Annotated in this window: 29 protein-coding genes; 14 read left to right on the top strand and 15 right to left on the bottom strand. The window is 59.0% G+C overall.

The window, feature by feature from the left end; genetic code table 11:
* The first annotated feature begins 235 nt into the window (after positions 1-235).
* On the top strand, positions 236-1,468 hold the full coding sequence (locus AT6N2_RS14785) for a M24 family metallopeptidase (protein ID WP_209089924.1): 1,233 nt from the start codon (positions 236-238) through the stop codon (positions 1,466-1,468).
* Positions 1,469-1,476: 8 nt separating this feature from the next.
* On the opposite strand, the gene AT6N2_RS14780 is transcribed toward AT6N2_RS14785, so the two are convergent.
* From AT6N2_RS14780 to AT6N2_RS14770, 3 genes are all read right to left on the bottom strand, one after another.
* A complete protein-coding gene (locus AT6N2_RS14780) occupies positions 1,477-1,794 on the bottom strand; it encodes a cupin domain-containing protein (protein ID WP_209089921.1) in 318 nt (105 codons plus the stop codon).
* Positions 1,795-1,823: 29 nt separating this feature from the next.
* Positions 1,824-2,561 (bottom strand): FadR/GntR family transcriptional regulator, encoded by a 738-nt coding sequence (locus AT6N2_RS14775; RefSeq protein ID WP_209089918.1) that lies wholly within the window; start codon positions 2,559-2,561, stop codon positions 1,824-1,826.
* Between the two features lie 109 nt (positions 2,562-2,670).
* Positions 2,671-3,468 (bottom strand): NAD-dependent epimerase/dehydratase family protein, encoded by a 798-nt coding sequence (locus tag AT6N2_RS14770; RefSeq protein WP_209089915.1) that lies wholly within the window; start codon positions 3,466-3,468, stop codon positions 2,671-2,673.
* 135 nt (positions 3,469-3,603) lie between these two features.
* On the opposite strand from AT6N2_RS14770, the gene kduI reads away from it, so the two are divergent.
* The 9 genes from kduI to AT6N2_RS14725 all read left to right on the top strand — a co-directional run bounded on the left by kduI (position 3,604) and on the right by AT6N2_RS14725 (position 12,418).
* On the top strand, positions 3,604-4,428 hold the full coding sequence (kduI, locus tag AT6N2_RS14765; protein ID WP_209089912.1) for a 5-dehydro-4-deoxy-D-glucuronate isomerase: 825 nt from the start codon (positions 3,604-3,606) through the stop codon (positions 4,426-4,428).
* A complete protein-coding gene (gene kduD, locus AT6N2_RS14760) occupies positions 4,425-5,168 on the top strand; it encodes a 2-dehydro-3-deoxy-D-gluconate 5-dehydrogenase KduD (protein ID WP_209089909.1) in 744 nt (247 codons plus the stop codon). Before kduI ends, kduD begins: the two co-directional genes overlap by 4 nt.
* 103 nt (positions 5,169-5,271) lie before the next feature.
* Positions 5,272-6,183, top strand: coding sequence for a 5-dehydro-4-deoxyglucarate dehydratase (kdgD, locus tag AT6N2_RS14755; RefSeq protein WP_209089906.1), 912 nt, complete (start codon positions 5,272-5,274; stop codon positions 6,181-6,183).
* Between the two features lie 24 nt (positions 6,184-6,207).
* The gene (locus AT6N2_RS14750; RefSeq protein WP_209089903.1) at positions 6,208-7,344 is read left to right on the top strand and encodes a mandelate racemase/muconate lactonizing enzyme family protein; all 1,137 of its coding nucleotides are present in this window, start codon (positions 6,208-6,210) and stop codon (positions 7,342-7,344) included.
* Positions 7,341-8,219, top strand: coding sequence for an amidohydrolase family protein (locus AT6N2_RS14745; RefSeq protein ID WP_209089900.1), 879 nt, complete (start codon positions 7,341-7,343; stop codon positions 8,217-8,219). The genes AT6N2_RS14750 and AT6N2_RS14745 overlap by 4 nt, the downstream gene beginning before the upstream one ends.
* Positions 8,220-8,357: 138 nt before the next feature.
* Positions 8,358-9,335, top strand: coding sequence for a TRAP transporter substrate-binding protein (locus AT6N2_RS14740; protein ID WP_063949914.1), 978 nt, complete (start codon positions 8,358-8,360; stop codon positions 9,333-9,335).
* A gap of 70 nt (positions 9,336-9,405) precedes the next feature.
* Complete coding sequence (locus tag AT6N2_RS14735) at positions 9,406-9,927, top strand: TRAP transporter small permease (protein WP_209089898.1); 522 nt, start codon at positions 9,406-9,408, stop codon at positions 9,925-9,927.
* Complete coding sequence (locus AT6N2_RS14730) at positions 9,927-11,207, top strand: TRAP transporter large permease (RefSeq protein WP_144577941.1); 1,281 nt, start codon at positions 9,927-9,929, stop codon at positions 11,205-11,207. Before AT6N2_RS14735 ends, AT6N2_RS14730 begins: the two co-directional genes overlap by 1 nt.
* Positions 11,208-11,287: 80 nt before the next feature.
* Complete coding sequence (locus AT6N2_RS14725) at positions 11,288-12,418, top strand: glycoside hydrolase family 88/105 protein (RefSeq protein ID WP_209089895.1); 1,131 nt, start codon at positions 11,288-11,290, stop codon at positions 12,416-12,418.
* A gap of 10 nt (positions 12,419-12,428) precedes the next feature.
* On the opposite strand, the gene AT6N2_RS14720 is transcribed toward AT6N2_RS14725, so the two are convergent.
* On the bottom strand, positions 12,429-12,665 hold the full coding sequence (locus tag AT6N2_RS14720; protein WP_144577945.1) for an acyl carrier protein: 237 nt from the start codon (positions 12,663-12,665) through the stop codon (positions 12,429-12,431).
* Positions 12,666-12,973: 308 nt separating this feature from the next.
* Here AT6N2_RS14720 and AT6N2_RS14715 point away from each other — a divergent pair, with 308 nt between their 5' ends.
* A complete protein-coding gene (locus tag AT6N2_RS14715; RefSeq protein WP_209089892.1) occupies positions 12,974-14,071 on the top strand; it encodes an acyltransferase family protein in 1,098 nt (365 codons plus the stop codon).
* Positions 14,072-14,682: 611 nt separating this feature from the next.
* On the opposite strand, the gene AT6N2_RS14710 is transcribed toward AT6N2_RS14715, so the two are convergent.
* The 11 genes from AT6N2_RS14710 to AT6N2_RS14660 all read right to left on the bottom strand — a co-directional run bounded on the left by AT6N2_RS14710 (position 14,683) and on the right by AT6N2_RS14660 (position 22,158).
* A complete protein-coding gene (locus tag AT6N2_RS14710) occupies positions 14,683-14,820 on the bottom strand; it encodes a hypothetical protein (protein ID WP_172801636.1) in 138 nt (45 codons plus the stop codon).
* 92 nt (positions 14,821-14,912) lie between these two features.
* Positions 14,913-15,128: a hypothetical protein gene (locus AT6N2_RS14705; RefSeq protein ID WP_063949908.1), complete on the bottom strand. Its 216-nt coding sequence runs from the start codon at positions 15,126-15,128 to the stop codon at positions 14,913-14,915.
* Between the two features lie 36 nt (positions 15,129-15,164).
* On the bottom strand, positions 15,165-15,401 hold the full coding sequence (gene rpsU / locus AT6N2_RS14700) for a 30S ribosomal protein S21 (RefSeq protein ID WP_063949907.1): 237 nt from the start codon (positions 15,399-15,401) through the stop codon (positions 15,165-15,167).
* Between the two features lie 27 nt (positions 15,402-15,428).
* Positions 15,429-15,719 (bottom strand): cold-shock protein, encoded by a 291-nt coding sequence (locus AT6N2_RS14695; RefSeq protein ID WP_209089889.1) that lies wholly within the window; start codon positions 15,717-15,719, stop codon positions 15,429-15,431.
* Positions 15,720-15,828: 109 nt separating this feature from the next.
* Positions 15,829-16,038, bottom strand: coding sequence for a cold-shock protein (locus AT6N2_RS14690; protein WP_003508146.1), 210 nt, complete (start codon positions 16,036-16,038; stop codon positions 15,829-15,831).
* 261 nt (positions 16,039-16,299) lie between these two features.
* Complete coding sequence (locus tag AT6N2_RS14685) at positions 16,300-16,470, bottom strand: hypothetical protein (RefSeq protein ID WP_209089887.1); 171 nt, start codon at positions 16,468-16,470, stop codon at positions 16,300-16,302.
* Between the two features lie 324 nt (positions 16,471-16,794).
* Positions 16,795-18,030 (bottom strand): Gfo/Idh/MocA family protein, encoded by a 1,236-nt coding sequence (locus AT6N2_RS14680; RefSeq protein ID WP_209089884.1) that lies wholly within the window; start codon positions 18,028-18,030, stop codon positions 16,795-16,797.
* Between the two features lie 18 nt (positions 18,031-18,048).
* Complete coding sequence (locus AT6N2_RS14675) at positions 18,049-18,870, bottom strand: sugar phosphate isomerase/epimerase family protein (RefSeq protein WP_209089880.1); 822 nt, start codon at positions 18,868-18,870, stop codon at positions 18,049-18,051.
* Between the two features lie 27 nt (positions 18,871-18,897).
* Positions 18,898-20,061 carry a dihydrodipicolinate synthase family protein gene (locus AT6N2_RS14670; protein WP_209089878.1) on the bottom strand — a complete coding sequence of 388 codons (1,164 nt, stop codon included), beginning with the start codon at positions 20,059-20,061 and terminating at the stop codon, positions 18,898-18,900.
* A 10-nt stretch (positions 20,062-20,071) separates the two neighbouring features.
* On the bottom strand, positions 20,072-21,214 hold the full coding sequence (locus AT6N2_RS14665; RefSeq protein WP_186376847.1) for a Gfo/Idh/MocA family protein: 1,143 nt from the start codon (positions 21,212-21,214) through the stop codon (positions 20,072-20,074).
* Positions 21,215-21,459: 245 nt separating this feature from the next.
* Entirely contained in the window at positions 21,460-22,158 is a 699-nt protein-coding gene (locus AT6N2_RS14660; RefSeq protein ID WP_144577955.1) for a TetR/AcrR family transcriptional regulator, read from the bottom strand.
* 118 nt (positions 22,159-22,276) lie between these two features.
* Between AT6N2_RS14660 and AT6N2_RS14655 the strand changes: the two genes are divergently transcribed.
* The 3 genes from AT6N2_RS14655 (at position 22,277) to AT6N2_RS14645 (ending at position 25,394) form a co-directional block, all read left to right on the top strand.
* Complete coding sequence (locus tag AT6N2_RS14655) at positions 22,277-23,566, top strand: ABC transporter substrate-binding protein (RefSeq protein WP_209089876.1); 1,290 nt, start codon at positions 22,277-22,279, stop codon at positions 23,564-23,566.
* A gap of 72 nt (positions 23,567-23,638) precedes the next feature.
* Positions 23,639-24,526, top strand: coding sequence for a carbohydrate ABC transporter permease (locus tag AT6N2_RS14650; RefSeq protein WP_010972768.1), 888 nt, complete (start codon positions 23,639-23,641; stop codon positions 24,524-24,526).
* On the top strand, positions 24,519-25,394 hold the full coding sequence (locus AT6N2_RS14645; protein WP_209089875.1) for a carbohydrate ABC transporter permease: 876 nt from the start codon (positions 24,519-24,521) through the stop codon (positions 25,392-25,394). The genes AT6N2_RS14650 and AT6N2_RS14645 overlap by 8 nt, the downstream gene beginning before the upstream one ends.
* Positions 25,395-25,465: the final 71 nt, after the last annotated feature.

The following is a 25,465-nucleotide window of genomic DNA, read 5'->3' as shown; positions in this document are numbered from 1 at the left end:
AGAAGGTGGCCTGAAGGGTCGGATGAGGGGGCTAGCTCTCCGAAGATCTCTACCCTCGCCCCCTCATCACGCTGCCGCGGACTTCTCCCCGGCGGGGAGAAGAAGCAAGTGGGAAGCGCTCGCTCCCACAGACGATTCTCAGGATGGAGATGTCATCTTCCACCTTCTTTCCTCTCCCGGTGACTGCTAAAGCGGAGGTTCACAAAACTGCCGCCAGACAATCACCGGGGTTCCCATGAGAGATATCGACCGAAGCCGTGCGCAGCAGCTAATGCGGGAGGCGGAGATCGATGCGCTGGTGCTGTTCCAGCCAGAAGCTTTCCGATATGCGGTGGGCGCTGACGCCGGTGTTGCGACCATGTGGGGCAGGGCGGGTTCGGCGATTGCGCTCGTTCCGGCCGACGCCGGAGCGGAGATTGCCGCCATCGTCAGCGATCATGCCGCGCCGCTCGTTCGGCGCGCTGCGCCTGATGTCGACCTGCGTTGGCATCGTATCTGGATCGATATGGTCGATCTTTCCGGTGCCGAAACCGTGCGCCAAGTGGATGACGCCTATCGCCGCACCAAGGCGGGCGGGCCGCGCCCGGAGACATTTGACCGCGCCGCCTGTTTCAGCCTTCTCGCGGATTTATTGCGGGAGCGCGGTTTATCATCGGCCCGCATTGGTGCCGACCTTGAATTCATGCCCGCGGCAGATTTCCTGGCGCTGCGTCAGGCATTACCTGGCGTGGACTGGATCGACGGTTCGACGGTGCTGAAACGGCTGAAGGCAGTGAAATCGGAACGGGAAATCACGCTTCTGAGGCAGGCTGCGGCCGCTGCCGAGGCAGGGCTGGTCGCGATGGCGGCAGCCGTCAGTCCAGGAGCGGCGCTCGGCCGGCTTTCAGCCGCCTGGAAGACTGGCGCGCAGGCGCATGCCGCGGCATCAGGTTTTTCGCTCAGCGGACATTGGGATTACATATCGGTCGGACCGGCCCTGTCGCATATGGCGGCTGTGGTAACGCCGGGGGCATTGATCAAGGCCGATGTCGGCACGCTGGTCGACGGTTATTCCTCAGATAGCGCAAGAACCTTCTCATGGGGCCCGGTCTCACCCTTGGCGGGGGATATCTTCAAGGCGCTGGAAGCGGCCTTCGCCTGCGGGCTGGAGGCGCTCCGCCCCGGTAACAGCTTTGGTGCGGTTCACGCTGCGATGCTCGCCTCCATGCGCCGGGACGGCTTCAGTGAATATTATCGCGGCCATTTTGGCCATTCCGTTGGCGGCGGTGTCGGTATCGAGGAATGGCCGTTCTTTTCCCATGACAATGCGGAAACCATTCTTCCGGGAATGGTGGTCGCGCTCGAAGCGCCGTTTTATGGTGAGGGGCTGGGGGCGCTGATGATCGAGGATCAGTTCCTCGTCACATCGTCAGGCGCAGAATGCATGAACAACCTGCCACGCACTCTCAGGGATTTATCCAGAGGCTGAGTACCGGTTCAGAGAAAATCGTCGCGGCGCGGCGTGAAGCAGTCGATCAGCTCGCCCTCTTCCAGACACAGGCATCCGTGTTCGATGTGCCCGGGAACGACGAGGCTGTCGCCCTTCTCTAGATCATAGGCCTCGCCATCGCGGTAAAAGCGAAAGCTGCCGCTGGCGACGTAGGTCGATTGCACATGCGGATGGCTGTGCAGCTTTCCTTCGGCACCGGTCTTGAAGCGGAAGGATACGACCATCAGCTCCGGCGCTTCGGAAAGCACGGTCCGCTCCACGCCGTCGTCGGGCGAAACGGTGGCGAATGTCGGAAGCTTCTGCATGGGTTTTCTCCTCAGGCTTGCAATGTGGTTCAGCGTGGTGCGCGCAACATGGCGCGGTAACGCGTCTGGCTGCTCTTCAGGTGATGGCGCATGGCGCTTCGTGCAGCCTCCTCATCGCCGTCCTGGATGGCGATCAGGATCGCCTCGTGTTCACCGACCAGGCGCTCGAGTTCGGAGGGTGGGAGAACGTTTTCCGTGCCGTTTTCGGCAACGGCCCTGCGCGGAATGAGGGTGGGGCCAAGCACCTGCAGAAATTCGCTGAAGCGGGGATTGTTGGTCGCTTCCGCGACAGCGATGTGGAAGGCAAAATCAGCCTCGGCGGTCGGCATTCCCTTTGCCGCACTTGCGCGAAAGGCATCAAAGGCTTCGATGATCTTTTCTTCCTGCGCGGGAGACCGACGAAGGGCAGCGAGCCCGGCCGCATCGCCTTCCACGGCGGTGCGCAGTTCGAGCATTTCGATAAGGGAAGAAACGCGGGCAAGATCGACATTGTGGAAAGGTCGTCGCTCAGCTGGCGCCGGCTCCAGCACGAAGACCCCGGCACCCTGACGGGGTTCGACGAGACCATCGGATCGCAGCGAAGCGATAGCCTCGCGAACCACCGTGCGGCTGACACCAAACTCCTGCGTCATCTGCGCTTCGGATGGCAGGCGGTCGCCCGTTTTGTACCGGCCTTTGGCGATCTGGCCTCGCAGTTCCTCCGAAACCTTCACCACAAGAGTTCTGCCCTGTGGAGCCGCCTGCTCGGAGGTTGATGCTTTTGTCATCTCTGTTCGCCGTTCTCGAAAATGTCGTTTACGTCTGCCGCTTCTGGATACGTCATTCCCGGCCCGGCACGCAATCCCGCCGCCGTCGCCAGACCGCCGCACATGGTCGTCAACCCTCCTTGAGGATCGGATTGTCGACAAAAACGCCGCCCTGGAAGCGGACCAGCGAATCTGTCGGATCCGGCTTGGGTGTGGTCTCCATAATATGGTGTCGGAAGTTTTCGGCGTTATCCTTCGGTTTCCAGCCGAGGAACCCGAGATGTGAATTGTCCCACCAGTCGGCGTCGTTCGCCGAGGCGCCCCAGATGACCGGGCAACCAAGCACCGGGGCACGAAACACGGCCTCGATCAGGGATACGAAATCATCCTGGGAGAACCAAGTCGATAACATGCGGATATTCTCCGGCTGCGGCGTGCAGGAGCCGATACGGACCAGCGCCGTCTCCTGGCCGAATTTCTCGAAATACATGCGGGCGAGGTTTTCGCCGAAACATTTCGAGACGCCATAAAGCCCGTCTGGGCGGAAGGGAACATCGGGGCCGAGCCGTTCTGTCTGCGGGTAATAACCAATCGTATGGTTCGAGCTGGCAAAGACGACGCGCGGCGCTCCATGGGCGCGTGCGGCCTCGTAAAGGTTATAAAGCCCGATGATGTTTCCCTGAAGAATCTGATCGAACGGACGCTCGACAGAAATGCCGCCGAGATGAACGATACCGTCGCAACCGGCCACCATCGCGTTGACAGCGTTCGCATCCGCGAGATCGCATTGAAGGCATTCTTCGCGCGGTCCTGGCGGATCGAGCGGGGCGATGTCGGCGATGCGCAGAGTTTCGGCCATAGGTGCGAGACGTTTGCGCATCACGCGACCCAGTTGCCCCGCCCCACCCGTGATGAGAAGCCGTTTCATTCCCACTCCCCGTTTCGGCTTGCGCGTCCTTTGCACTTGAAAGAATACGAGCCCTTGACGTTATCATACATATAATTCACAAATCGCGTAACATATAATATGTGCATGACGCAACAATGATGAGGGAGAGGTTGGATGCTGACCGTCGAGACCAGGCAGGCTGTGAATCCGGACTATGCTAAAACGCTGGCTACCGACGGGCTCCGCCGCCATTTCCTTGCGAGCGATATGTTCCGGCCCGGTGAGATCCGGCTCATCTACACCCATTACGACCGCTTCGTCATGGGTGGTGCGGTGCCGGATGGCGCGCCGCTGACGCTGGACAAGGTCGAGGAGACAAAAACGCCGTCTTTCCTCGACCGGCGGGAAATGGGCATTGTCAATATTGGTGACGCTGGCACGGTCAGCGCCGGTGGCGAGACCTATTCGCTCAATCGCGGCGACGTGCTTTATCTCGGTGCGGGCAGCGGTGCGGTGACCTTTAATGGCGCGGGCCGGTTCTACATCACGTCATGCCCGGCCCATCGCAGTCTCCCGGCAAAACTCGTCAGCCTTGCCGAAAGTAAGGAGGTCAAGCTCGGTGCGACCGAGACCTCCAACAAGCGCACCATCAACCAGTTCATCCATCCGCTCGTCATGGAAAGCTGCCAGCTTGTTCTGGGCTATACGACGCTGGAGGAGGGGTCTGTCTGGAACACCATACCCTCACATATCCATGACCGCCGCATGGAGGCCTATCTTTATTTTGGCATGGATGAAACGTCGCGCGTATTGCATTTGATGGGCGAGCCGCAGGAAACCCGGCACCTGTTCATCTCGAATGAAGAAGGCGCGATCTCGCCGCCCTGGTCGATCCATTCCGGTGCAGGGATCGGTTCCTACACCTTTATATGGGCAATGGCGGGTGACAACGTCGACTACACAGATATGGACTTCATCCAGCCGGGGGATCTGAAATGAAAAATCCCTTTTCGCTTGAGGGACGTAAAGCGCTGGTCACGGGCGCGAATACGGGGCTTGGCCAGGCGATTGCGATAGGCCTCGCCGCCGCCGGTGCAGAAGTTGTCTGCGCCGCCCGCCGTGCGCCGGACGAAACCCTTGATATTATCGCAAAAGATGGTGGCAAGGCGAGTTCGCTGCTTCTCGATTTTTCCGATCCGCTGGCGGCGAAGGACAGTTTCAATGACGCCGGTTTCGATATTCTCGTCAACAATGCCGGCATCATCCGCCGCGCCGATTCCGTCGAGTTTTCCGAGCTCGACTGGGACGAGGTGATGGACGTCAATCTCAAGGCGCTGTTCTTCACCACGCAGGCCTTTGCGAAGGAATTGCTGGCAAAAAGGCGCTCCGGCAAGGTGGTCAATATCGCCTCGCTCCTCTCCTTCCAGGGCGGCATCCGCGTGCCGTCCTATACAGCGGCGAAACATGGCGTTGCCGGCCTCACCAAGCTCCTCGCGAATGAATGGGCGGCCAAGGGCATAAACGTCAACGCGATCGCCCCGGGTTACATGGAAACGAACAACACTGAGGCGCTGCGGGCCGATGTTGCTCGCAACAGGGCTATTCTGGAACGCATCCCGGCCGGGCGATGGGGCCGGTCTGACGATATTGCCGGCGCCGCCGTTTTTCTGGCCTCGCCCGCTGCCGATTATGTCCATGGCGCCATTCTCAATGTCGATGGTGGCTGGTTGGCGCGCTGATGCCCGGAAATTCATCTTACAAGTTGTATGATGAATTATTGACAAAGCGAGGCGGAGCGGTTTAGGTGATTTCAATCCAAGATGTCGCAGAGGAATTCCGGCCATGAACCCTGAACAGATCAAGAAAGCGCTGGGCTCCGGCCTCCTGTCCTTCCCGGTCACCCATTTCGATGCGGACGGTCGTTTCGCTGCCGATAGCTACAGGGCGCATGTGGAGTGGCTCGCCGGTTACAAGGCGCCGGTGCTGTTTGCCGCCGGCGGCACAGGCGAGTTCTTTTCGCTGAAGCCGGATGAGATTCCGACCATCGTTTCCGCCGCCAAGGAGGTCGCCGGCGAAACCGCCATCGTTTCCGGTTGCGGTTACGGCACTGAAATTGCGGTCGATATCGCGCGCTCCGTCGAAAAGGTCGGTGCCGATGGCATCCTGCTTCTGCCGCATTACCTCATCGATGCGCCGCAGGAAGGGCTCTACGCGCACATCAAGAAGGTCTGTCAGTCGGTCGGCATCGGCGTGATGGTTTATAACCGTGACAATTCCGTGCTGCAGGCGGATACGCTGGCGCGTCTTTGCGACGAATGCCCGAACCTCGTCGGCTTCAAGGATGGCACCGGCGATATCGGCCTCGTGCGCCAGATCACCGCCAAGATGGGCGACCGCCTGATGTATCTTGGTGGCATGCCGACCGCGGAACTGTTCGCCGAAGCCTATCTCGGCGCCGGTTTCACCACCTATTCCTCGGCCGTCTTCAACTTCGTTCCCGGCCTTGCCAACGAGTTCTACGCGGCGCTGCGCGCCGGAGAGCGCGCTACCTGCGAGCGCATTCTTGTCGATTTCTTCTATCCGTTCATGGCGATCCGCAACCGCGCCAAGGGTTATGCTGTCTCCGCCATCAAGGCCGGTGTTCGCCTGCAAGGCTTTGATGCCGGTCCGGTGCGTGCGCCGCTAAAGGATCTGACCAACGAGGAAATCCGCATGCTCGAAGCCCTGATTGGCACGCACAAGCGGAAAACCTGAGGAAGACTTAACGGGAGGGGAGCGATGAAGATCACGGCGGTGCGCACGCATCTGCTCGAACATCGTCTGGACACGCCGTTCGAAAGCGCCTCCATGCGCTTTGATCGTCGCGCCCATGTTCTGGTGGAGATCGAATGCGACGACGGAACGGTCGGCTGGGGCGAATGCCTCGGTCCGGCGCGGCCGAACGCTGCCGTGGTTCAGGCCTATTCCGGCTGGCTGATCGGCCAGGACCCTCGGCAGACCGAAAAAATCTGGGCCGTGCTTTATAATGCCCTGCGCGATCAGGGGCAGCGCGGCCTCAGCCTCACCGCCTTGTCCGGTATCGATATCGCGCTCTGGGATATCAAGGGCAAGCACTACGGTGCTTCAATCTCAATGCTGCTCGGCGGGCGCTGGCGCGAGAGCGTGCGCGCCTATGCCACCGGCAGCTTCAAGCGTGATGGTGTCGACCGCGTTTCAGACAATGCGTCCGAAATGGCGGCGCGCCGCGCGGAAGGTTTCCACGCTTGCAAGATCAAGATCGGTTTCGGCATCGAGGAAGATATCAGGGTCATCGCCGCGGTGCGCGAGGCGATCGGGCCGGATATGCGGCTGATGATCGACGCCAATCACGGTTACACCGTCTCCGAAGCGATCACTCTTGGCAACCGTGCGGCAGACTATGGTATCGACTGGTTCGAGGAGCCGGTGGTCCCGGAACAACTCGACGCCTATCAGCGCGTGCGGGCCGGTCAGCCGATCCCGGTTGCGGGCGGCGAGACGTGGCACGGGCGTTATGGCATGTGGCAGGCGCTTTCCGCCGGCGCCGTAGATATTCTTCAGCCTGATCTGTGCGGCTGTGGCGGTTTTTCAGAAACGCAGAAGATTGCCACGCTTGCTACGCTGCACGGCGTGCGTATCGTGCCGCATGTCTGGGGTACCGGCGTGCAGATCGCCGCCGCGCTGCAATTCATGGCGGTGATGACGCCGGACCCGGTGCGGGTCAATCCGATCGAGCCGATCATGGAATTTGATCGCACCCATAATCCGTTCCGCCAGGCTGTCCTGCGTGCGTCTCTCGAGGCGGTAAACGGCATCGTCGCCATTCCCGATGGTCCCGGTCTCGGCATCGAGATCAACCGCGATGCATTGACAGAATTCAGGATGCCAGACCCATGAGCGAACTTGTCAGAAAACTGAGCGGCACTGCGCCGAACCCCACTTTCCCGAAAGGGGCGGTCGATACGCAGATGCACATGTACCTCCCCGGTTACCCCGCCTTACCGGGTGGTCCGGGGTTGCCGCCGGGCGCCCTGCCGGGGCCGGAGAATTATCGTCGCCTCATGCAATGGCTCGGCATAGATCGGGTCATCGTCACGCAGGGCAACGCCCATCAGCGCGACAATGGCAACACGCTCGCCTGCGTCGCAGAAATGGGCGACGCAGCCCGCGCCGTGGTCATCATCGATGCGAGCACGACCGAAAAGGAGATGGAAAAACTTACCGCTGCGGGTGCGGTCGGCGCGCGTATCATGGATCTGCCGGGTGGCGCGGTGAACCTTTCCGAGCTCGAGGCGGTGGACCAGCGGGCGCATGCGGCCGACTGGATGGTGGCGGTACAGTTCGACGGAAACGGTCTTCTCGACCATCTGCCGCGCCTTCAGAAAATCCGCTCCCGGTGGGTGTTCGATCATCACGGCAAGTTCTTCAAGGGCATCAAAACCGATGGGCCCGAAATGGCGGCGCTTCTCAAACTCATCGACCGCGGCAATCTATGGTTCAAATTTGCCGGCGTCTACGAAAGTTCGCGGGAGAGTTGGCCCTATGCGGATGTTGCCGCCTTTTCCCGGGTGATTGCGGCCCACGCGCCGGAGCGCATCGTCTGGGGCACCAACTGGCCGCACAATTCGGTGCGCGAGACGGCGGCCTATCCCGATGATGCCCGGCTGGCGGAACTGACGCTCGGCTGGTTGCCGGATGAGGCGGCGCGCCGTCGGGCGCTGGTCGAGAACCCGGAAGCGCTGTTCAAGCTGTCGCCCGTCAAGGCGACTTAGTTTCGTTGGGGATGGTTGGGGAAGGGCCCATCATCTCTTCAAGCGAAAGGTCTTTGCATGCCGGCCCGGAGGGGCGTCACAAATCGGTCCGCTAGGCCTTGGAGGGGCCGGGCCGTATCAACAACGGAGGAGGAAAGCATGAAAAAGATTGCAAGCATGATGTGCGTCGCGATGGGGCTCGCGCTGTCAGGCGTTCCCGCCGCGGCGCAGGAAATCACTCTGCGGTCGGCCGACATTCATCCGGATGGTTATCCGACGGTCGAGGCTGTGAAATATATGGGCGAGTTGCTGGCCGAACGCAGCAATGGCCGCATCAAGATACAGGTGATGAACAATTCCGTGCTCGGCGGCGAGAAGGACACTATCGAGCAGACCCGCTTTGGCGTCATCGACATGAACCGAGTCAACGCCGCGCCCTTCAATAATCTGGTGAAGGAAACCACGGTTCTCGGCCTGCCTTTCCTGTTCCGCTCGACGGAGCATATGCACAATACGGTCGACGGCCCGATCGGTGACGAGGTTCTGGCGGCCTTCGAACCGCACGGCCTTATCGGCCTTGCCTTTTACGATTCCGGTGCGCGTTCCTTCTACACCACCAAAAAGCCCATCGAGAAACTGGCCGATTTGAAGGGCCTTAAAATCCGCGTGCAGCAGTCTGATCTGTGGATTTCAATGATGCAGGCCTTTGGCGCGAACCCGACGCCGATGCCGATGGGCGAGGTCTATTCGTCCCTTGAAACCGGTGTCGTCGATGGCGCGGAAAACAACTGGCCATCCTACGAATCCGCGCGCCATTATGAGGTGGCGAAAAACTATTCTCTGACCGAACATTCGCTGAACCCGGAAATCCTCGTCATTTCGAAGATCTCCTATGACAAGCTTTCGCCTGAGGACCAGAAGCTGCTGCGTCAGGCAGCGAAGGATTCCGTTGGCAAGATGCGCGAACTCTGGAGCGCCCGCGAAAAGGCGTCGGAAGAGAAGGTGCGCGCCGGTGGCGCCAATGTCATCAAGGTCAACAAGGAGGAATTCGCGGCCGCGATGGGTCCGGTCTACGACAAGTTCGTGACCGATCCGAAGATGAAAGACCTTCTGGAACGGGTGAAAGCGGTCAAGTAACGCGCGGAAAACCGGCCTTGGAGACAGGGCCGGTTTTCTTTTGCCACCGTTGATGCGGGAGGAACAGACAATGCGAAATTTCATGCGGGCAATCCGCCCCCTTCTCGGCGCGCTCAGCCACGCGTCGCTCTATATTGCCGGTATCGGCATGATCGCCATGACGCTGATCGTCGGCTGGCAGGTTTTCGCGCGATATATTCTCAATGATTCACCCAGCTGGTCGGAGCCGCTGTCGCTGCATCTGATGTCATGGTTCATCATGCTGGGGGCAGCCGTTGGCGTGCGCGAAAGCGTGCATCTGGGGCTCGATATCCTGCGCTACATGATGCCGCCCCGGGTTCAGAAAGGCATGGACATGACCAGTCTTGCGCTTATCTTCTTTTTCGGCGCCGGCATGGCCTGGTACGGCACGTCGCTTTCAATGGGCACGTGGTCAGCGACCATTCCGGTTCTCGGCTGGCCGGGCGGAACGGACTTCTTTCCGTTGATCGGTGGGGGTTTCCTCATCGCGCTTTTCGCCGCCGAACGTTTCGTCGACCTTGCCATCGGCGAGGACATCGCAGCTGACGTCGTTGTGCAGGAGGCCGCGTAATGGCTTACACCATTCTCTTCGGCGTCTTCACGCTGCTGATGCTGATCGGCACGCCGATTGCGTTCTGCCTCGGCATCGCCTCCTTCGCCACCGTTCTTTATCTCGGCCTGCCGCCAATCGTCGTCTTCCAGCAGATGAATTCGGGCATGAACGTTTTTGCGATGATGGCGATCCCGTTCTTCATCTTCGCAGGCGACCTGATGGTGCGTGGCGGTATTGCCCATCGCCTCATCCGCTTCGCCGCCGGCCTCGTCGGGCACCTGCGCGGCGGTCTGGGACAGGTAAACATTGTCGCTTCGACGCTGTTCGGCGGCATCTCCGGCTCGGCCGTCGCCGATGCCTCGGCTGTGGGTGGGCTGATGATCCCGCAAATGGCCAAGCGCGGTTATGACAGGGATTACGCCGTCAACGTCACCGTCAACGCGGCTATCATCGCGCTGATGATCCCGCCGTCGCATAACATGATCCTTTATTCGATCGCGGCCGGCGGCAACGTCTCGGTGGCCGATCTTTTCACCGCCGGCATCATTCCGGGCTTCCTGCTTGCTGCGGCGCTGATGGTGACGGCCTATATCGTTGCGCGGCGCAAGGGTTATCCGTCCGAGCCATTCCCGGGTTTTTCCAGGCTGATGTATTACCTGCTGGCCTCATTTCCGGGCATCCTCCTGATCGGCATTATCTTCGGCGGCGTCCGTTCAGGCGTTTTCACGGCGACCGAAAGTTCCTGCATTGCGGTGCTCTATGCCTTTCTCGTCGCCATGCTGGTCTACCGCGAGCTCAACTGGGAAGGTTTCGTGGACGCGGTGATGGGAGCGGTCCGTACCACGGCTATGGTTCTGCTCGTCATCGGGACAGCCGCATCGTTTGGTTGGCTGATGGCCTTTCTGCAGGTGCAGACGCTGATGATTGCCGCGATCAGCGCGATTTCGGACAATCCGATCATCGTGCTGCTGGTCATCAATGTCATCCTGCTGTTGCTCGGCACCTTCATGGACATGGCGCCGATGGTCATCATCTCCACGCCGGTGCTTCTGCCCGTCGTGAAGGCCTTCGGCATAGACCCCGTCCATTTCGGCGTGGTCATGATCCTGAACGCTGGTATCGGTCTCAACACACCGCCGGTCGGAACCGTGCTCTTCGTCGGCTGCGCGGTCGGCGGCATATCGATACGGGAGGCGATGCGCACGATCTGGCCGTTCTTCGGCGCGAGTATCGCCGTGCTGCTGGCCGTGACCTATATTCCGTCGCTCTCCCTTTGGCTGCCTTCGCTTTTCCGCTGAAGCGGGATTGGCGGGTAAAAATCAATGGGCGCCGGATGTCGCGATCAACCGGCGCTTTTACAGTTGCGGCGAGGCGATTAATGAATCCCATCGACTATTTTGACCAATTTTCGAGCCGATATGGCCACTACAAGGGCGGCAGCTGGTGTTACGAGGACGGGTGTGTCTATCGTGGTTTGCAGCAGCTTTATGACGCGAGCGGAGATCGTCGCTGGAATGAGCATCTTCATCGCCTTGCCGATCAACAGATAGCGCCTGATGGAACGCTCGCTGGTTACGATCCGCAGGAATATAATATCGATCACATTTTAGCCGGGCGTGTTCTCTTTCCACTCTCGGCGGAAACGAACGATCCGCGTTACCTCAAGGCTGCGGAGCATCTCGCCGGGCAACTCAGCACGCACCCCCGAACGGCAGCGGGGAACTATTGGCACAAGAAGCGCTACCCGCACCAGGTCTGGCTGGACGGCCTCTACATGGGTCTTCCCTTCCAGATCGAATATGGCCTTGCCAAAGGTCGCGAGGATTTGATCGGCGATGCCTTACGCCAGTTTTCGACCGCACTCGCCGTCACGAAAGACGGCGGCGACCTTTATGTTCATGGTTACGATGAAAGCCGCAGCCAGCTTTGGGCCAACAACGAAAGCGGCAAATCACCCGCCGTTTGGGCGCGCGCGGTCGGGTGGCTCGCCATGGCGCTGGTGGACGCGCTGACACTTCTTCCGGAAGACAACGCAACGCGAACGCTTCGGGATGCGGCACGGCACCTTCTGGCGGGCATCGTGGCGCGACAGACCAACAACGGCCTCTGGATGCAGGTTCTGGACGAACCGCACCTCGCGGGCAACTATGAGGAGACGTCGGCGTCTGCCATGTTCGCTTATGCATTGTTGCGCGCGGTGCGACTGAAGCTCGTGCAGGGGAGAGCGGCGAACGACGCCCTTTCAGCGGGTCGTCGCGCCCTTCAGGCGATCTTGCAGACGCGCCTCAAAACTGATGAGCAAGGTGTGGTGCGGCTGATCGGTATCGTGCATGTCGCCGGGCTTGGCGGCTTCGAGGGGAATTATCGCGATGGGACGCCGGAATATTATCTCACGGAGCCTGTTGTCTCCGACGATGCCAAGGGTGTAGGGCCGTTAATGATGGCCTATGCGGAGAGCCTGCGTCTTGCCGGGGTGAATGCCGGCCAAGGGGCCCCGCCGATGGGATGAAACGCCAGGTTCAGGCTTTGTTTTTTTCAATGAAACGAATGGCGTCGCCGACAGTCAGGATGGTGTTGGCGGCGGAATCAGGGATTTCGACCCCGAATTCCTCTTCAATTTCCATCACGATCTGGACGGTCTCGAGGGAATCTGCACCAAGATCGTCTGCGAAGTTGGCGTCATCGACGACTGCGGCGGGGTCCGCACCAAGCTGGTGGACGATGATGTCTCTGATACGTTCTGCAACGGTGGACATGGTAATACTCCGCAAGACTTGTCTGCCGGGCACCCCGACCCAGGTAAAATCGCCTTAAATTTCCAAGACAAAACCAAAACAGATTTCGCTGGGACAGGCAGCAGAGTCACCCGGTCGAAAGATGATGACATCGGGGCGTATCATGCCTTTCGCAACAGCGAAAGGGCAGGGGGTCCGACATCATAGTCGAGGATAATGCGGTTTGCTCGCGATCCCGAACATATTTTCGCTGGCTAAGATGAACCTGCTCGCAGTAAAGCTCGTCCATTAGAACATCAAACTGTTCAGTCACCCCAGAGCCATAACCCATGATAAACTCATCTTCGGAACGGTTCATATTGCTAGACGGTATCAGGGGGGTGGCCGCTCTTTTCATCGTTCACCGCCATGCCGAGGACCTGTTTGGAAAGAGCACGGCGTCGAGTTATCTGGCCGTGGACTTGTTCTTTGCGCTCAGCGGTTTCGTGCTGGCGCATGCCTATAGCCGCAGATTGGGCGAAGGCGCCATGACGCCCAGCTTTTTCATGAAGGCGCGCTTCGCCCGGCTCTATCCGCTTTATGTCCTGGCGCTGACGTTGATGGCCGCTTATTTCATCTGTCTCTACGCGCTCGGCCTGCCGACGCCGATCGATGATCTGCATCGCCTCATCAATCCCGGCGAACTCGCTTTCGCCCTCATCACGGGCTTGCTGTTTTTGCCAGCACCCTTCACACTGACGCTAAACGGCGCACTGTTTCTCGTTAGTCCGGCGTGGTCGCTCTTCAACGAACTTGTGGTGAATGCCGTTTATGCCCGTTGGGGTGTGCGGTTTTCGGTGCGGCAGACTGCTCTTGTACTGGGAATCAGTGCGTTTGTGCTGATGGTTGCGGCGGTCGAGTTCGGCCGTCTGCATGCGGGCTTTCGCTGGCACGAGATGTATGCCGGCATGGGACGCGTCTTCTTCTCGTTCTTTGCTGGCGTGCTGATTTATCGCTTCCGCGATCGCACACCGCAAATAAGACCCGTTCAGGCGATCCTTTGCCTTCTCTTGGTCTGTACCATTCTCGCAGTTGCGATGTCGCCCGAGCTTCGGCCATTTTTTGACCTTGCGGTCGTTCTGTTCGTCTGGCCTCTGCTTCTGGTCGTCGCCAGCAAAACGGTGCCGGGGCGCAGCGTCGGCGCGGTATCGGTGTTTCTCGGAACGGCGTCCTATGCGGTCTATGTCCTGCATATTCCGCTTCTCGCCTGGACCGAATTTCTGATCCCGGCGGTTCACCGCGACGATATGGCCCTGCCGGCGGGCGTCGTTTTCCTCATTGCCACGACGTGCCTCTCCTGGTGGCTGACGGTCTATTACGATCAGCCAGTCCAGAGATGGCTGAAAAGCCGATTGAAGAAGCAACGCGACGTCCGCCAGCCGGTCTGATCCTGTCCTGTGTTCGCGCTGTCAATAATGCGCGAAAATCGGTGCCGTTATCACGAAGGCCGCAACGAGGCTGATGATCGTCAGTTTCGCCGCTCGCATGCGGCGCATTCTGCGACCGCTCCAGTCATACGTCATACCCACCTCCACGCAGACGCAAAACATATCGGCAGGGGCTGCATCCGAATAGCGGAGCCGTTATGGGATCCCACTCGTCAGACGTACATTCCATGCCTCAGCGTTCCCAAGCCCGCCTGATCGCAGGGGGGACGCTTAATATCAGTGTTGCCTGATATAGGGAGTTTGCCAAGCCATTATTTTCATCGGTGATTTCGGAGGTGATTTTGGAGGCTGGATAACCAGCGCCTGTCACGCCGAAAACAAAAAAGGCCGGGGCAATATTGCACCGACCTTCCTCACATCGCTCTCAACACCAGTGCCAGTACATCCGTGGTCAAAAGTCTAAAAGCGACTAACGCAACTGCGAACGTCGATTTCATTCGCGCTCACCAGCAGTTGCTATGAGAGATATTTAGTTTGGCAATGTGGCCAAATCAAGTCCGGCATCGATATCGATGAATTTATTCGACTTGATACGCAGGCCACAGGCCGCACTATTTCTTTTTGCCGTCCGCCGTGGTGGCGTTTGCGAACTTGACCTGCGAGCCAGCAGGGGCTGCTGCCGGCGCTTTCGTCTTGTCCTTTTTGGGTTTTCGGATTTCCTTGTTGCTGCGCAACTGACCCTTGGCCATGGTGTCCTCCTCCTGAATTCCATAGCCACTGGCGGCTATGGATGATCCGCTCCTGATGCAGTTTTCGCAGCGTTTCCGGAGATCCCGAACGGCTATCTCTTGCCGGATCGTTTTTTCGCGGCAACGGGAGCGTCGACAATAACAGTCGCTTCCTGTGCTTCACGAAGCTGACGAAGTCGTTCCGTTTTGCGGGCGCGCTGGTCAGCCTCGGCATTGATGATCTGCTTTGCGGCGCTATCCGTCAATGATGCTTTGTCCTGCGCAGATAATTTGCCGGGTTTGAAAAAAGCTTCTTTAGTCGCGGCCATGGCATTCTCCTTTGGGCAAGAGCAGTGTCGAGCGGCTTAGCGGGTGCGGGCAGCCTTCTTCGGCGCCGGCAGCAGGCCCTCACGCTGCATCTTCTTCTTTTCCAGCTTGCGATGACGACGCACGGCTTCGGCCTGTTCACGGACCCGCTTTTCCGAAGGCTTTTCGTAGGATTCGCGTGCACGCATTTCGCGGAATATGCCCTCGCGCTGCATTCTCTTTTTCAGAACGCGAAGGGCTTGGTCTACATTGTTGTCGCGGACGAGTACTTGCAAGAAATTCTCCTTTAGCAGCCGACGCTGCTACTTTCTGACTTTGATGGAACTCAGGTTGATCCAGCTGGATCCCGCTTCGCGCACCGACGTGTTTTCGCTGGCGCGTGGCGTCGGCGTGGTGGACGCTGACAAATCTATTTCGTCGATCGCAATACTGCGGTCGAAATTTTCCTGCTGGAAGCGCACCCTGAGACGAACGACGCCCTGTCCCTCCGGCATGACGGACATCACGCGCGCAGGACCTTTGGGCTGGTTGTTGCCGATGACACCGGGCTTCAGAAAAACCGTGTCCCCGGACTTGTAGGAATTTTTACGCATAGGACCTCCATGGCCCAAAAACAAAAGGCCGGGCGTTGACCCGACCTCTCACAGTCATCCTAACCTGCAGCCAGTACATCCGTGGTCTGCGGTTTGGAAATGACGAATATCAAGCTGCCTGAAGGTTGTCAGCCGAGCTTTTGCCAGAACGACGGTCCTGGACGATCTCGTAGCTGATCTTCTGGCCGTCGTTCAGAGAACGCATGCCTGCGCGCTCAACAGCGGAGATGTGAACGAAAACGTCCGTGCCGCCGTTGTCAGGCTGAATGAAGCCGAAGCCCTTGGTGGCGTTAAACCACTTTACAGTACCAGTGTTCATAACGATTTCCTTTCGTAGAATCGTTGTGGTTCCCGCGATACCTTGCGGGATAAGATCGATTATTTGAGAGGAAATCCGACGGGGAACAGTCTGTTCCAGAACGACGTCACAAGCAATGGTCGATGAAGCAAATATAGGCTCAATTTTTGATTTTGCAATGACCGAAGCGGAGAAACAGGATTTTCGTCTCGTATTTGAAGGCTAAGCTGCTGTTAATGCGCCGAGATATATTAAATGTATGATATTTCGGCGCTATTGGCGTCAACCGGAGCCCGGCGTGACATCCTTGCCATCGCCATCCGGCAGGCTGCCGGCGCCAGGGGTCTTTTCATTGTCTGTAAGCGAGGGTTTGGCGTGGGGACCCGCCGGCGGAATATCGCTGGCCTTGGAGGGCTTGTTATCATCGCGTTTTGGCGTTTGCTCTTGCGTCATGAAGGTTCTCCTTTTGACGGGAAAACGCTGTTGCGCAGACGAGGTTCCGCAATCAAGGCGGAGAACGCTTCAGGAGAACGAGCTTAGCGTCGGGAACGCGGTTTTTTCTCTTCGCGGTTCATATCCCGTCCCACCCACTTGAAGAACACAATGAGGCAGAGGACGATGACGATAAGCGGAACGATGGACTGCAAACTGGACATGACTCACTCTTTCTTCCCCCGGCAGTCACTCTACCGGTAGGGAAGAAGCGCGTAATCTGCGGAATATCGCCCGTTCTTTTTCGTAAATTGAGCAGCAACAACCTTGTCTGCGGATCGAAGACTAAAGCGGCAGCGATTTTATAGGCTGGGATCCGCCTTCACGGGCGCTTTTCAGGGCCGCCACGCCGGTCAGAACGGACATGGCGCCTGCGCGTGAGCCCGCCCGCTGCCGCAGCCGATCATTGGAGCCAGGCTTGAAAATCATGTCGCGCATACGGTTGTCCCCGCCATAGTGGCCGCCCGGCTCATGCGGCACCCATATGCGCTCGACACCGCCGCCAAAACTTTTGACGACGAGGATTTCGTCGGCAGGGGGTTCGGTCCACGGCTGCTTTTCATATTGGCGCATCTCGATGCGACCCTTGTGGCCATTGAAGGCAACGTGGTGGCCCTCTATCGGCATGTAGGTGTTGAGCGAATAGGAAACCTGCACGCCGCTCTCGTAACGGATCGAAGCGCTCATCGTGTCGGGAATGTCGATCTCCTCCCGGAAGACACAGGCATCACGCATGTAGCCGTCAATGCTCGACGGGTCTTCATAGAGAGCATCAAGGAAGGGATCGGCACCGAGATCCATGAAATAATCACACTCATCCTTGTGCGGACAGGTGCGACAGCGCGTTCCGCGGAACGGGCCATTCTTGCCATAATGCAGCAGCTGTCCGAACCCCTTCACTTCCACGGGGTCGGAATCGAGATACCAGTTCAAGAGATCGAAATGGTGGGTGGCCTTGTGGACGAACAGACTGCCGGAATGTTCGGTGAAGGCGTGCCAGCGGCGGAAATAATCCGCGCCGTGGTGGTTATCGAGATACCAGTGGAAATCGACCGAGGTTACCGTGCCGATGGCGCCTTCGTCGATCAGCTCCTTGATGCGGGCGGCGGTGGGGGAGAAACGGTAATTGAACGACACGTCGACACGGCGACCGCTTTTGGCTTCCGCCGCGCGAATGCGATCGATCTTCTCCGGGGTAGTGGTCATCGGTTTTTCGCTGATGACATCGGCTCCGCCTTCCAGCGCACGGATGATAATGTCATCATGCGTGTCGTCAGGGGTGCAGACGATTACCAGTTCCGGGCGCTGCTCCAGCATCATTTGGTCGAAATCATCGTAAAGCGGCGCGATCGATCCCATCATGGCGCGGGCGCGTTCGGCGCGCATCAGGTTCAGGTCGCAAATGCCTACCAGCTCGACATAATCGCTCCAGCCGGCCAGCAATTCGCGGCCCCACATGGTGGTGCCGCGATTGCCGGTGCCGACCAGCGCGTAACGTTTGCGTTTCACCCTTTCAGGCATTGTCACTCTCCCGGATAATCAACAAACAGTCTTGAATCGCTCGACCACGGTGGACAGAACCTCATCCATCGGCCGTGCCTGCCAGCGATGCGAGAAAATCTCCACTTCCTGCGGGCCGTGGAAGCCGGCGGCCTCGATCATGGCGCGAAACGCCTTGAGATCAATCACGCCGTCGCCCATCATGCCGCGATCATTGAGCGGATCGGTGGTCGGCACCAGCCAATCGCAGATGTGGTGGGCGAGAATTTGCCCGTTCCTGCCCGCACGCGCCACCTGCTCCTCCAGTTCCGGATCCCACCAGACATGGTAGACGTCGATCGCGACGCCGGTTCCTTCGCCCAGCCGATCACAGAGATCGAGCGACTGTTTGAGCGTGTTGAAACAGGCCCGGTCCGCAGCATAAAAGGGATGAAGCGGCTCTATGGCGAGTGGCACGCCGGCGGCTCGGGCGTAGGGAAGAAGTTCGGCCATGCCGTCCTCCACCATCTGCCGCGCACCTTTAAGATCGCGCGAACCGGCGGGAAGGCCGCCCACGACAAGCACGAGGCAGTCCGCATTCATGGCCGCGGCCTCATCGACGGCGCGTTTATTGTCCTCGATGGCGAGCCGGCGGCCTTCGGCATCGGTGGCGGGGAAAAAGCCGCCACGGCAATGGCCGGAAAGGCGCAGGCCGTTCGCTTCGACGATGCGCGCGGCTTCGGTCAGCCCGATCCCGTGGACCTGCTCGCGCCACGGCGAGATAGCTGTGATGCCGTGGGCGAGGCAGGCGTCAACAATGGCGCTGAAGTTAGCGCCTTGCCGCACGGTGGCGAAATTGATTGAAAGGCCTTCAAGGCTCATATCGATATCTCCCCTGGTTCTGCTGCCTTAGCCGATGCCCCGGACCGAAAGGAACGCCTTCATGCGGTGCGTCGCCAGGTCAGGTTCAGCCAGCACGTTGGCCTTGTCCGCCAGCCGGAAAAGCTCGGCGAAATGCTGCGTGGAACGAGTGCTTTCCTGTCCGCCAACCATGGTGAAATGGTCCTGCGATCCGTTGAGGTAGGCGAGGAACACCACACCTGTCTTGTAGAAGCGGGTAGGTGCCTTGAAGATGTGACGCGAGAGCGCCACCGTCGGCTCCAGAATGTCGAAGAATTCATTGTCAGCGCCGCGCTTCAGACTAGCGAGAGCTTTGGAGGCGGCGGGCGCAATGGCGTCGAAAATGCCGAGCAGGGCGTCCGAATGTCCTTGTGCGTCGCCGGCGATCAATTCGGCATAATTGAAATCGTCACCGGTATACATGCGCACGCCCGCGGGCAGGCGGCGGCGCATGGCAATTTCCTTCTCCTTGGAAAGAAGCGAAATCTTGATGCCGTCGATCTTGTCGGCATTCTCCTCTATCATGGCAAGGCAGGTGTCCATCGCCATCATATGGTCGCCCGAGCCCCAATAACCCTCAAGCGCCGGGTCGAACATCTCGCCCAGCCAGTGGATCACAACTTTCTGCTCGGCGCGCGAGAGCACTCTGGAATAAGCCGTGAGATAATCATCCGGGGAACGAGCGGCAGCGGCCAGAGCGCGGCTCGCCATCAGGATAACGCGACCGCCTTCACCCTGAACAAAATCAAGCTGTTCAAGGTAAGAGTGGACAATCTGATTCAGATCGTAACCGCTGCCGTTCAGATGATCGGTGCCCACCCCGCAGGCAATCAGCGCATCCTTGCGACTGGCGGCTTCCTTCAGCGACCGGGAGATCAGCTCCTGCGCCTGCGGCCATGCCAGCCCCATGCCGCGCTGCGCCGTGTCCATGGCTTCGGCCACGCCAAGGCCGAGGTCCCACAGCCGGTAACGGAAACGTAAGGTCGCATCCCAGTCGATGGCCGGTGTCAGCCACGGATCGTTGTCGGCAAGCGGATCGGCCACCACGTGAGCGGCGGCGAAGGCGACGCGGTTGAAATCCGCAGCACTTCGTTTTTCAACAGCGACCGGTGTGCCGGACAGCGTGTAGACCTCGATGCTGCGGTCGTCCTTCGGAAGCTTGAGTTCGTTCACGTCAGCCTCCTCAGGAAATGGCGGGAACGTCGAGCCAGCGGCGTTCCTTCCACGATCTCAGCCCCAGCTCGGCAAGCTGCACGCCCTTCACGCCTTCCATCAGCCCATAGGGCCATGGGTCATTGTCGACGAGATGGCGCACGAACATTTCCCACTGCGCCTTGAAGCCGTTGTCATAGACGACATTGTCAGGCACTTCCTGCCAGGTCTTGTAGAAGTCGATGGTCTGCGGCTGGTCGGGGTTCCACACCGGCTTTGGCGTGTTGGTGCGGTGCTGGGTGAAGCATTTCGTCAGGCCCGCCACCGCCGAACCATGGGTGCCATCTACTTGGAAGGTGACGAGATCGTCGCGACGCACGCGCACCGCCCATGAAGAGTTGATGTGGGCGATAATCCCGCCCTCCAGTTCAAAGGTGGCGTAGGCGGCGTCGTCCGCATCCGCCTTGTAGGCTTTGCCCTGTTCATCGAAACGTTCGGGAATGTGCGTCGCGCCGAGGCAGCTCACGGATTTCACCGGGCCGAAGAGATTGTCGAGCACATAACGCCAGTGGCACAGCATATCGAGAATGATACCGCCGCCGTCCTTCAGGCGGTAGTTCCATGACGGGCGCTGCGCCGGCTGCCAGTCGCCCTCGAACACCCAGTAACCGAATTCGCCCCGCACGGAGAGGATTTTGCCGAAAAAGCCGCTGTCGCGCAGCATGGCGAGCTTTCGCAGGCCGGGCAAGAACAGCTTATCCTGCACCACGCCGTGCTTGACGCCGGCGCTTTCGGCGAGCCTCGCAATTGCCAGCGCCTCTTCCATCGTGTCGGAAATGGGTTTTTCGCAATAGACGTTCTTGCCGGCCTTGATGGCTTTCTCCAAAAGGCTGCCGCGCATCTGCGTGGTGCCGGCATCGAAGAACAGCGTGTCATCGGGGTTTGCCAAAGCTGCGTCGATATCGGTCGTCCAGCGGGCAACATTGTGCTTCCTGGCGATTTCCTCGATCTTCGCGCCATTGCGGCCGACCAGAATGGGGTCAAGCATGACCCTTTCGCCGTTCTTCAAAAGCACGCCGCCCTGATCGCGAATAGCGAGAACGGAGCGCACGAGGTGCTGGTTGTAACCCATGCGGCCGGTGATGCCGTGCATGATAACGCCGATACGTTTCATGAATTTCCTCCCAAGGCGGCCTTTTCCCGAAAGCCGCTTCCGTCAAACATGGCTATTTGTAACCATTTGGTTATTTGTGATCGTGAAGAGTGCGATCTGTCAAGGTGTTTTTGGCAGGAAAAGTTCGGATTTTGAGAAGAGCAGCGGTCAGCCTTCCCCACCGCGGTGCAAAAGAAAACGACGCGCTTCGCGGATGCGAATAGCGCGTCCTCGCTGTTGTTAAACGAGAATTCGCTTCTCTTGGTTCAGACTGGCCGCACTGCAGCAAGCAGGGTGTGGACGATATGCTGGCCCCAGCGTTCCAGTTCAGATGGGTCGGTCAGGTCGCGCTGGAAGATCGTCGACAGCGTAAACCGGTTCGAAAGATAGAAAGCGCCGAGCGAGGCGATGGTCAAATAGACGTCGATCGGATCGAGGCCGTCGCGAAATTCGCCCGCCTCGCTGCCCCGCCGCAACACGTCTTCAAGTTCCGAAATGAAATTCGAATGCATCGCCGTGATCGTCGGGGATTGCCTGAGATAGCGGGCTTTATTGAGGTTTTCGGTGGCGAGAATGCTCAGAAATTCCGGATGGTCGAGGAAATAATGCCACGTGAAAAGTGCAAGTTCCCGTAAGCCCTCCGACGGGGGCTTGCGGGTCAGGTCAAGCCGTCTTTCGGTGTGGCGGATATGGCGATAGGCGTCCTCCAGAACCGCGAGATAAAGTGCGTCCTTATCGCCGAAATAGTGATAGATCATCCGTTTGTTGGTGCCGGCGCGACGAGCGACAACATCGATTCGAGCGCCGGCAAGGCCCTTCGCCGCCACCTCGCGGCGGGCCGCTTCAAGAATGGCTGCCCGGGTTCTTTCAGGGTTCCGCACCTGTGCCGTCGCGCGTTTGCGCTTGGGCGCTGGAGTTTCTTGCGGGGCCGCGTCGAGTGGCTGGTCCTTTGTCGTTTTTTCCATTTAAGCACCCGCTTGACAATGTTTGCGATCAGTGTTCCCATGTAACCAATTAGTTATAAAACGGCAAGTGTCGTTTACGCTCATCATCAATTTGGCAGTCATTAGGGAGGAGTTGCCAATGTCCGTGATGCTTCACAGGAGAAGTGTGCTTTCAGCGGGGCTTGCTGCCCTGTCGCTAGCAGCATTTGGAGGAGGGTCGGCGCAGGCGCAGGCCGCGCGACTTCGCATGTTGTGGTGGGGTTCGCAGGAGCGCGCCGATCGCACCAACAAGGCGATAGCAGCCTATAAGCAGGTTAAGCCGGATCTCGACATTGCCGGGGAATTCGCCGGCTGGAGCGATTACTGGCCGCGCCTTGCCACCCAGGTGGCGGGCCGCAATGCGCCTGACCTGATCCAGATGGATTATCGCTACATCTTCGAATATGGCCGTCGCGGCGCGCTTGCGCCGCTGGACGAGTATATTGGCAAGGGCCTGAAGATCGAGGATTTCGGCAAGATGAACATCGATTCCGGCAGGGTCGATGGCAAGCTTTACGGCATCAATCTCGGCGTCAATTCCAGCGCCGTTTTCTTCGACAAGGCGGCCTGGGAAAAATCCGGCGCGACACCGCCAGCGATCGGCCAGACCTGGGAAGAGTTTGCCGAAAACGCCGCCAAGCTCAGCAAGAATAAGCCGAAACCCGGTTATTATGCCACGGCCGATGCGAGCGGCGTGGAACCGAGCTTCGAAAACTGGCTTCGCCAGAACGGCAAGTCGCTTTATACGCAGGATGGCGGCATCGGCTTCGATCCTGCTGACGCGACCAAATGGTTCACGCTCTGGGCGGATCTGCGCAAGAGCGGCGCCTGCGTGCCCGCCGATGTGCAGGCACTCGACCAGCTCAACATAGAAACGAACCCCCTGACGACGGGCAAAGCGGCAACCGCATTTGCTCATTCCAACCAGTTCGTCGGTTATCAGAAGCTCAACAAGGCGAAGCTGGCGATAAGCTCTTATCCAAAGAGCACGAAGGATGGCCCATCCGGCCACTACCTCAAGCCCTCCATGTTGATCAGCGTTGCCGCCGGCAGCGCCGGCATCGAGCAGGCGGTTGGTTTCATCAATTTCCTCGTCGCGGAACCTGAGGGTATCGATATTCTCGGTGTGGAGCGCGGTGTTCCTGCTTCGGAATCCATGCGCAATGCGCTTACCCCCAAGCTCGATGAAGTCAGCAAGAGCATGGTGGAATATATCGCCGAGATTACCCCCGGCGTCGGCGATCTGCCGCCGGCGCCGCCTCCGGGGGCGGGGGAGTTTGCCTTTGTCCTGAAACGTACGGCGGAAGAAGTCGGCTTCGGCAAGATCACCCCGAAAGAAGGCGGTGACCGCCTCGTCAAGGAATCCGAAACCGTTATCAAACGGAAGTGATGGTTTATGGCCTTTCGATCTGAAACTCTTGTGGGGGAGAGCCGTGGCGCGGCTCTCCCGAAGCGGGGCGGCATGAGGCGGATGTTCGACCGCAACATTCACGCCTACCTGTTTCTTCTGCCCTGGCTCATCGGCTTTTTCGGCCTTACCCTCGGCCCGGCGCTTGCGTCGCTTTATCTGTCTTTCACCAATTACGACCTGTTGCAGTCGCCGGACTGGGTTGGTGCGGCCAATTATGTGCGCATCGCCACGGCCGACCCGAAATTTGCCGCCGCCATGCAGGTCACCTTTACCTATGTGCTGCTGTCGGTGCCGCTGAAGCTGATCTTCGCGCTGCTGGTGGCGCTCGCTTTCAATCGCGGCATTCGCGGTCTCACCCTCTACCGGGCAATCTTCTATCTGCCGTCGCTGCTGGGTTCGAGTGTCGCAATCGCCGTTCTCTGGCGCCAGCTTTTCGCCTCTGACGGTCTCGTCAACATGATCCTCTGGCAGGCTTTCGGTTACGAGGGACCGAGCTGGATTTCCAATCCGGATTATTCGATCTACACTCTGGTCATCCTGTCGGTCTGGCAGTTCGGTTCGCCGATGATCATCTTCCTCGCTGGTCTGAGACAAATTCCGCAGGATATGTACGAGGCCGCCGAAATCGATGGCGCGAGCAAAGTGCGGCAGTTCTTCCGTATTACGCTGCCCCTTCTGACGCCGGTGATCTTTTTCAACGCTGTCATCCAGACCATCGACGCCTTCAAGGCCTTCACGCCAGCCTTCATCATCTCCGAAGGCACGGGTGGGCCCATCAATTCGACGCTGTTCTACACGCTCTACCTCTATCAGGAAGCTTTCGGTTTCTTCCGCATGGGCTATGCCTCGGCGCTTGCCTGGATACTGGTGATCATCATCTCGCTGTTCACGGCCTTCTCGTTCCTCAGCGCAAAATACTGGGTACATTACGATGACTGACGCTGTTACCGCCCCCCGACCGGGTCAAGGCCCGCAACGCTCGCCGCTGAAATCGGTGATGCTCCACACGGCGCTGATCATCGCATCATTCGCGATGCTCTATCCGATCCTGTGGATGATTTCAGGTTCGTTCCGTCCACAGGATGAGCTGTTCGGTTCTTCGTCGCTCATCCCCTCGTCGGTCGATATCGGCGGTTATATCCGTGGCTGGACCGGGCTGCAGGTGAGTTTCGGTCAGTTCTTCTGGAACTCCTTCTTCATCTCGGTGCTCGCCACCATCGGCAATGTGGTCGGCTGCTCGCTCACCGCCTTTGCTTTTGCGAGGCTGCGGTTCGGTGGACGCAATTTCTGGTTCGCGCTGATGCTCGGCACCCTGATGCTGCCCTATCACGTCGTGCTCATCCCGCAATATATCCTGTTCCTTGAAATGGGCTGGGTGAACACCTCGCTGCCGCTGATCCTGCCGAAGTATCTGGCGACGGACGCCTTCTTCATCTTCCTGATGGTGCAGTTCTTCCGCGGCATTCCGCGTGAACTGGACGAGGCGGCGGTCATGGATGGCTGCTCGCCCTTCCGCATCTACTGGAAGATCATGTTGCCCTTGTCGTTGCCGGTTCTGGCAACCGCCGCCATCTTTTCCTTCATCTGGACCTGGGACGATTTTTTCGGTCCGCTGATCTATCTGAACGACATCAACACCTACACCGTGCAGCTCGGCCTCAGGTCCTTCGTGGATTCCACCGGCAGTTCGGACTGGACCTCGCTTTTCGCCATGTCCAACCTGTCGCTGGTGCCCGTCTTCCTGTTTTTCCTGTTCTTCCAACGGCTGCTGATTGAAGGCATCGCGACGACAGGAATGAAACGCTGAACGGGACCCGGATCGGGAACGCACTTTAAGACAATCAACACTGTCGCAGCCGTCCCGCATGCGGCGCGACA

The sequence above is a fragment of the Agrobacterium tumefaciens genome (assembly GCF_017726655.1).
Classification (GTDB): domain Bacteria; phylum Pseudomonadota; class Alphaproteobacteria; order Rhizobiales; family Rhizobiaceae; genus Agrobacterium; species Agrobacterium tumefaciens_B.
The sequence above is the reverse complement of the archived record's forward strand: the minus strand, read 5'-3'. Positions and strand labels throughout refer to the sequence as shown.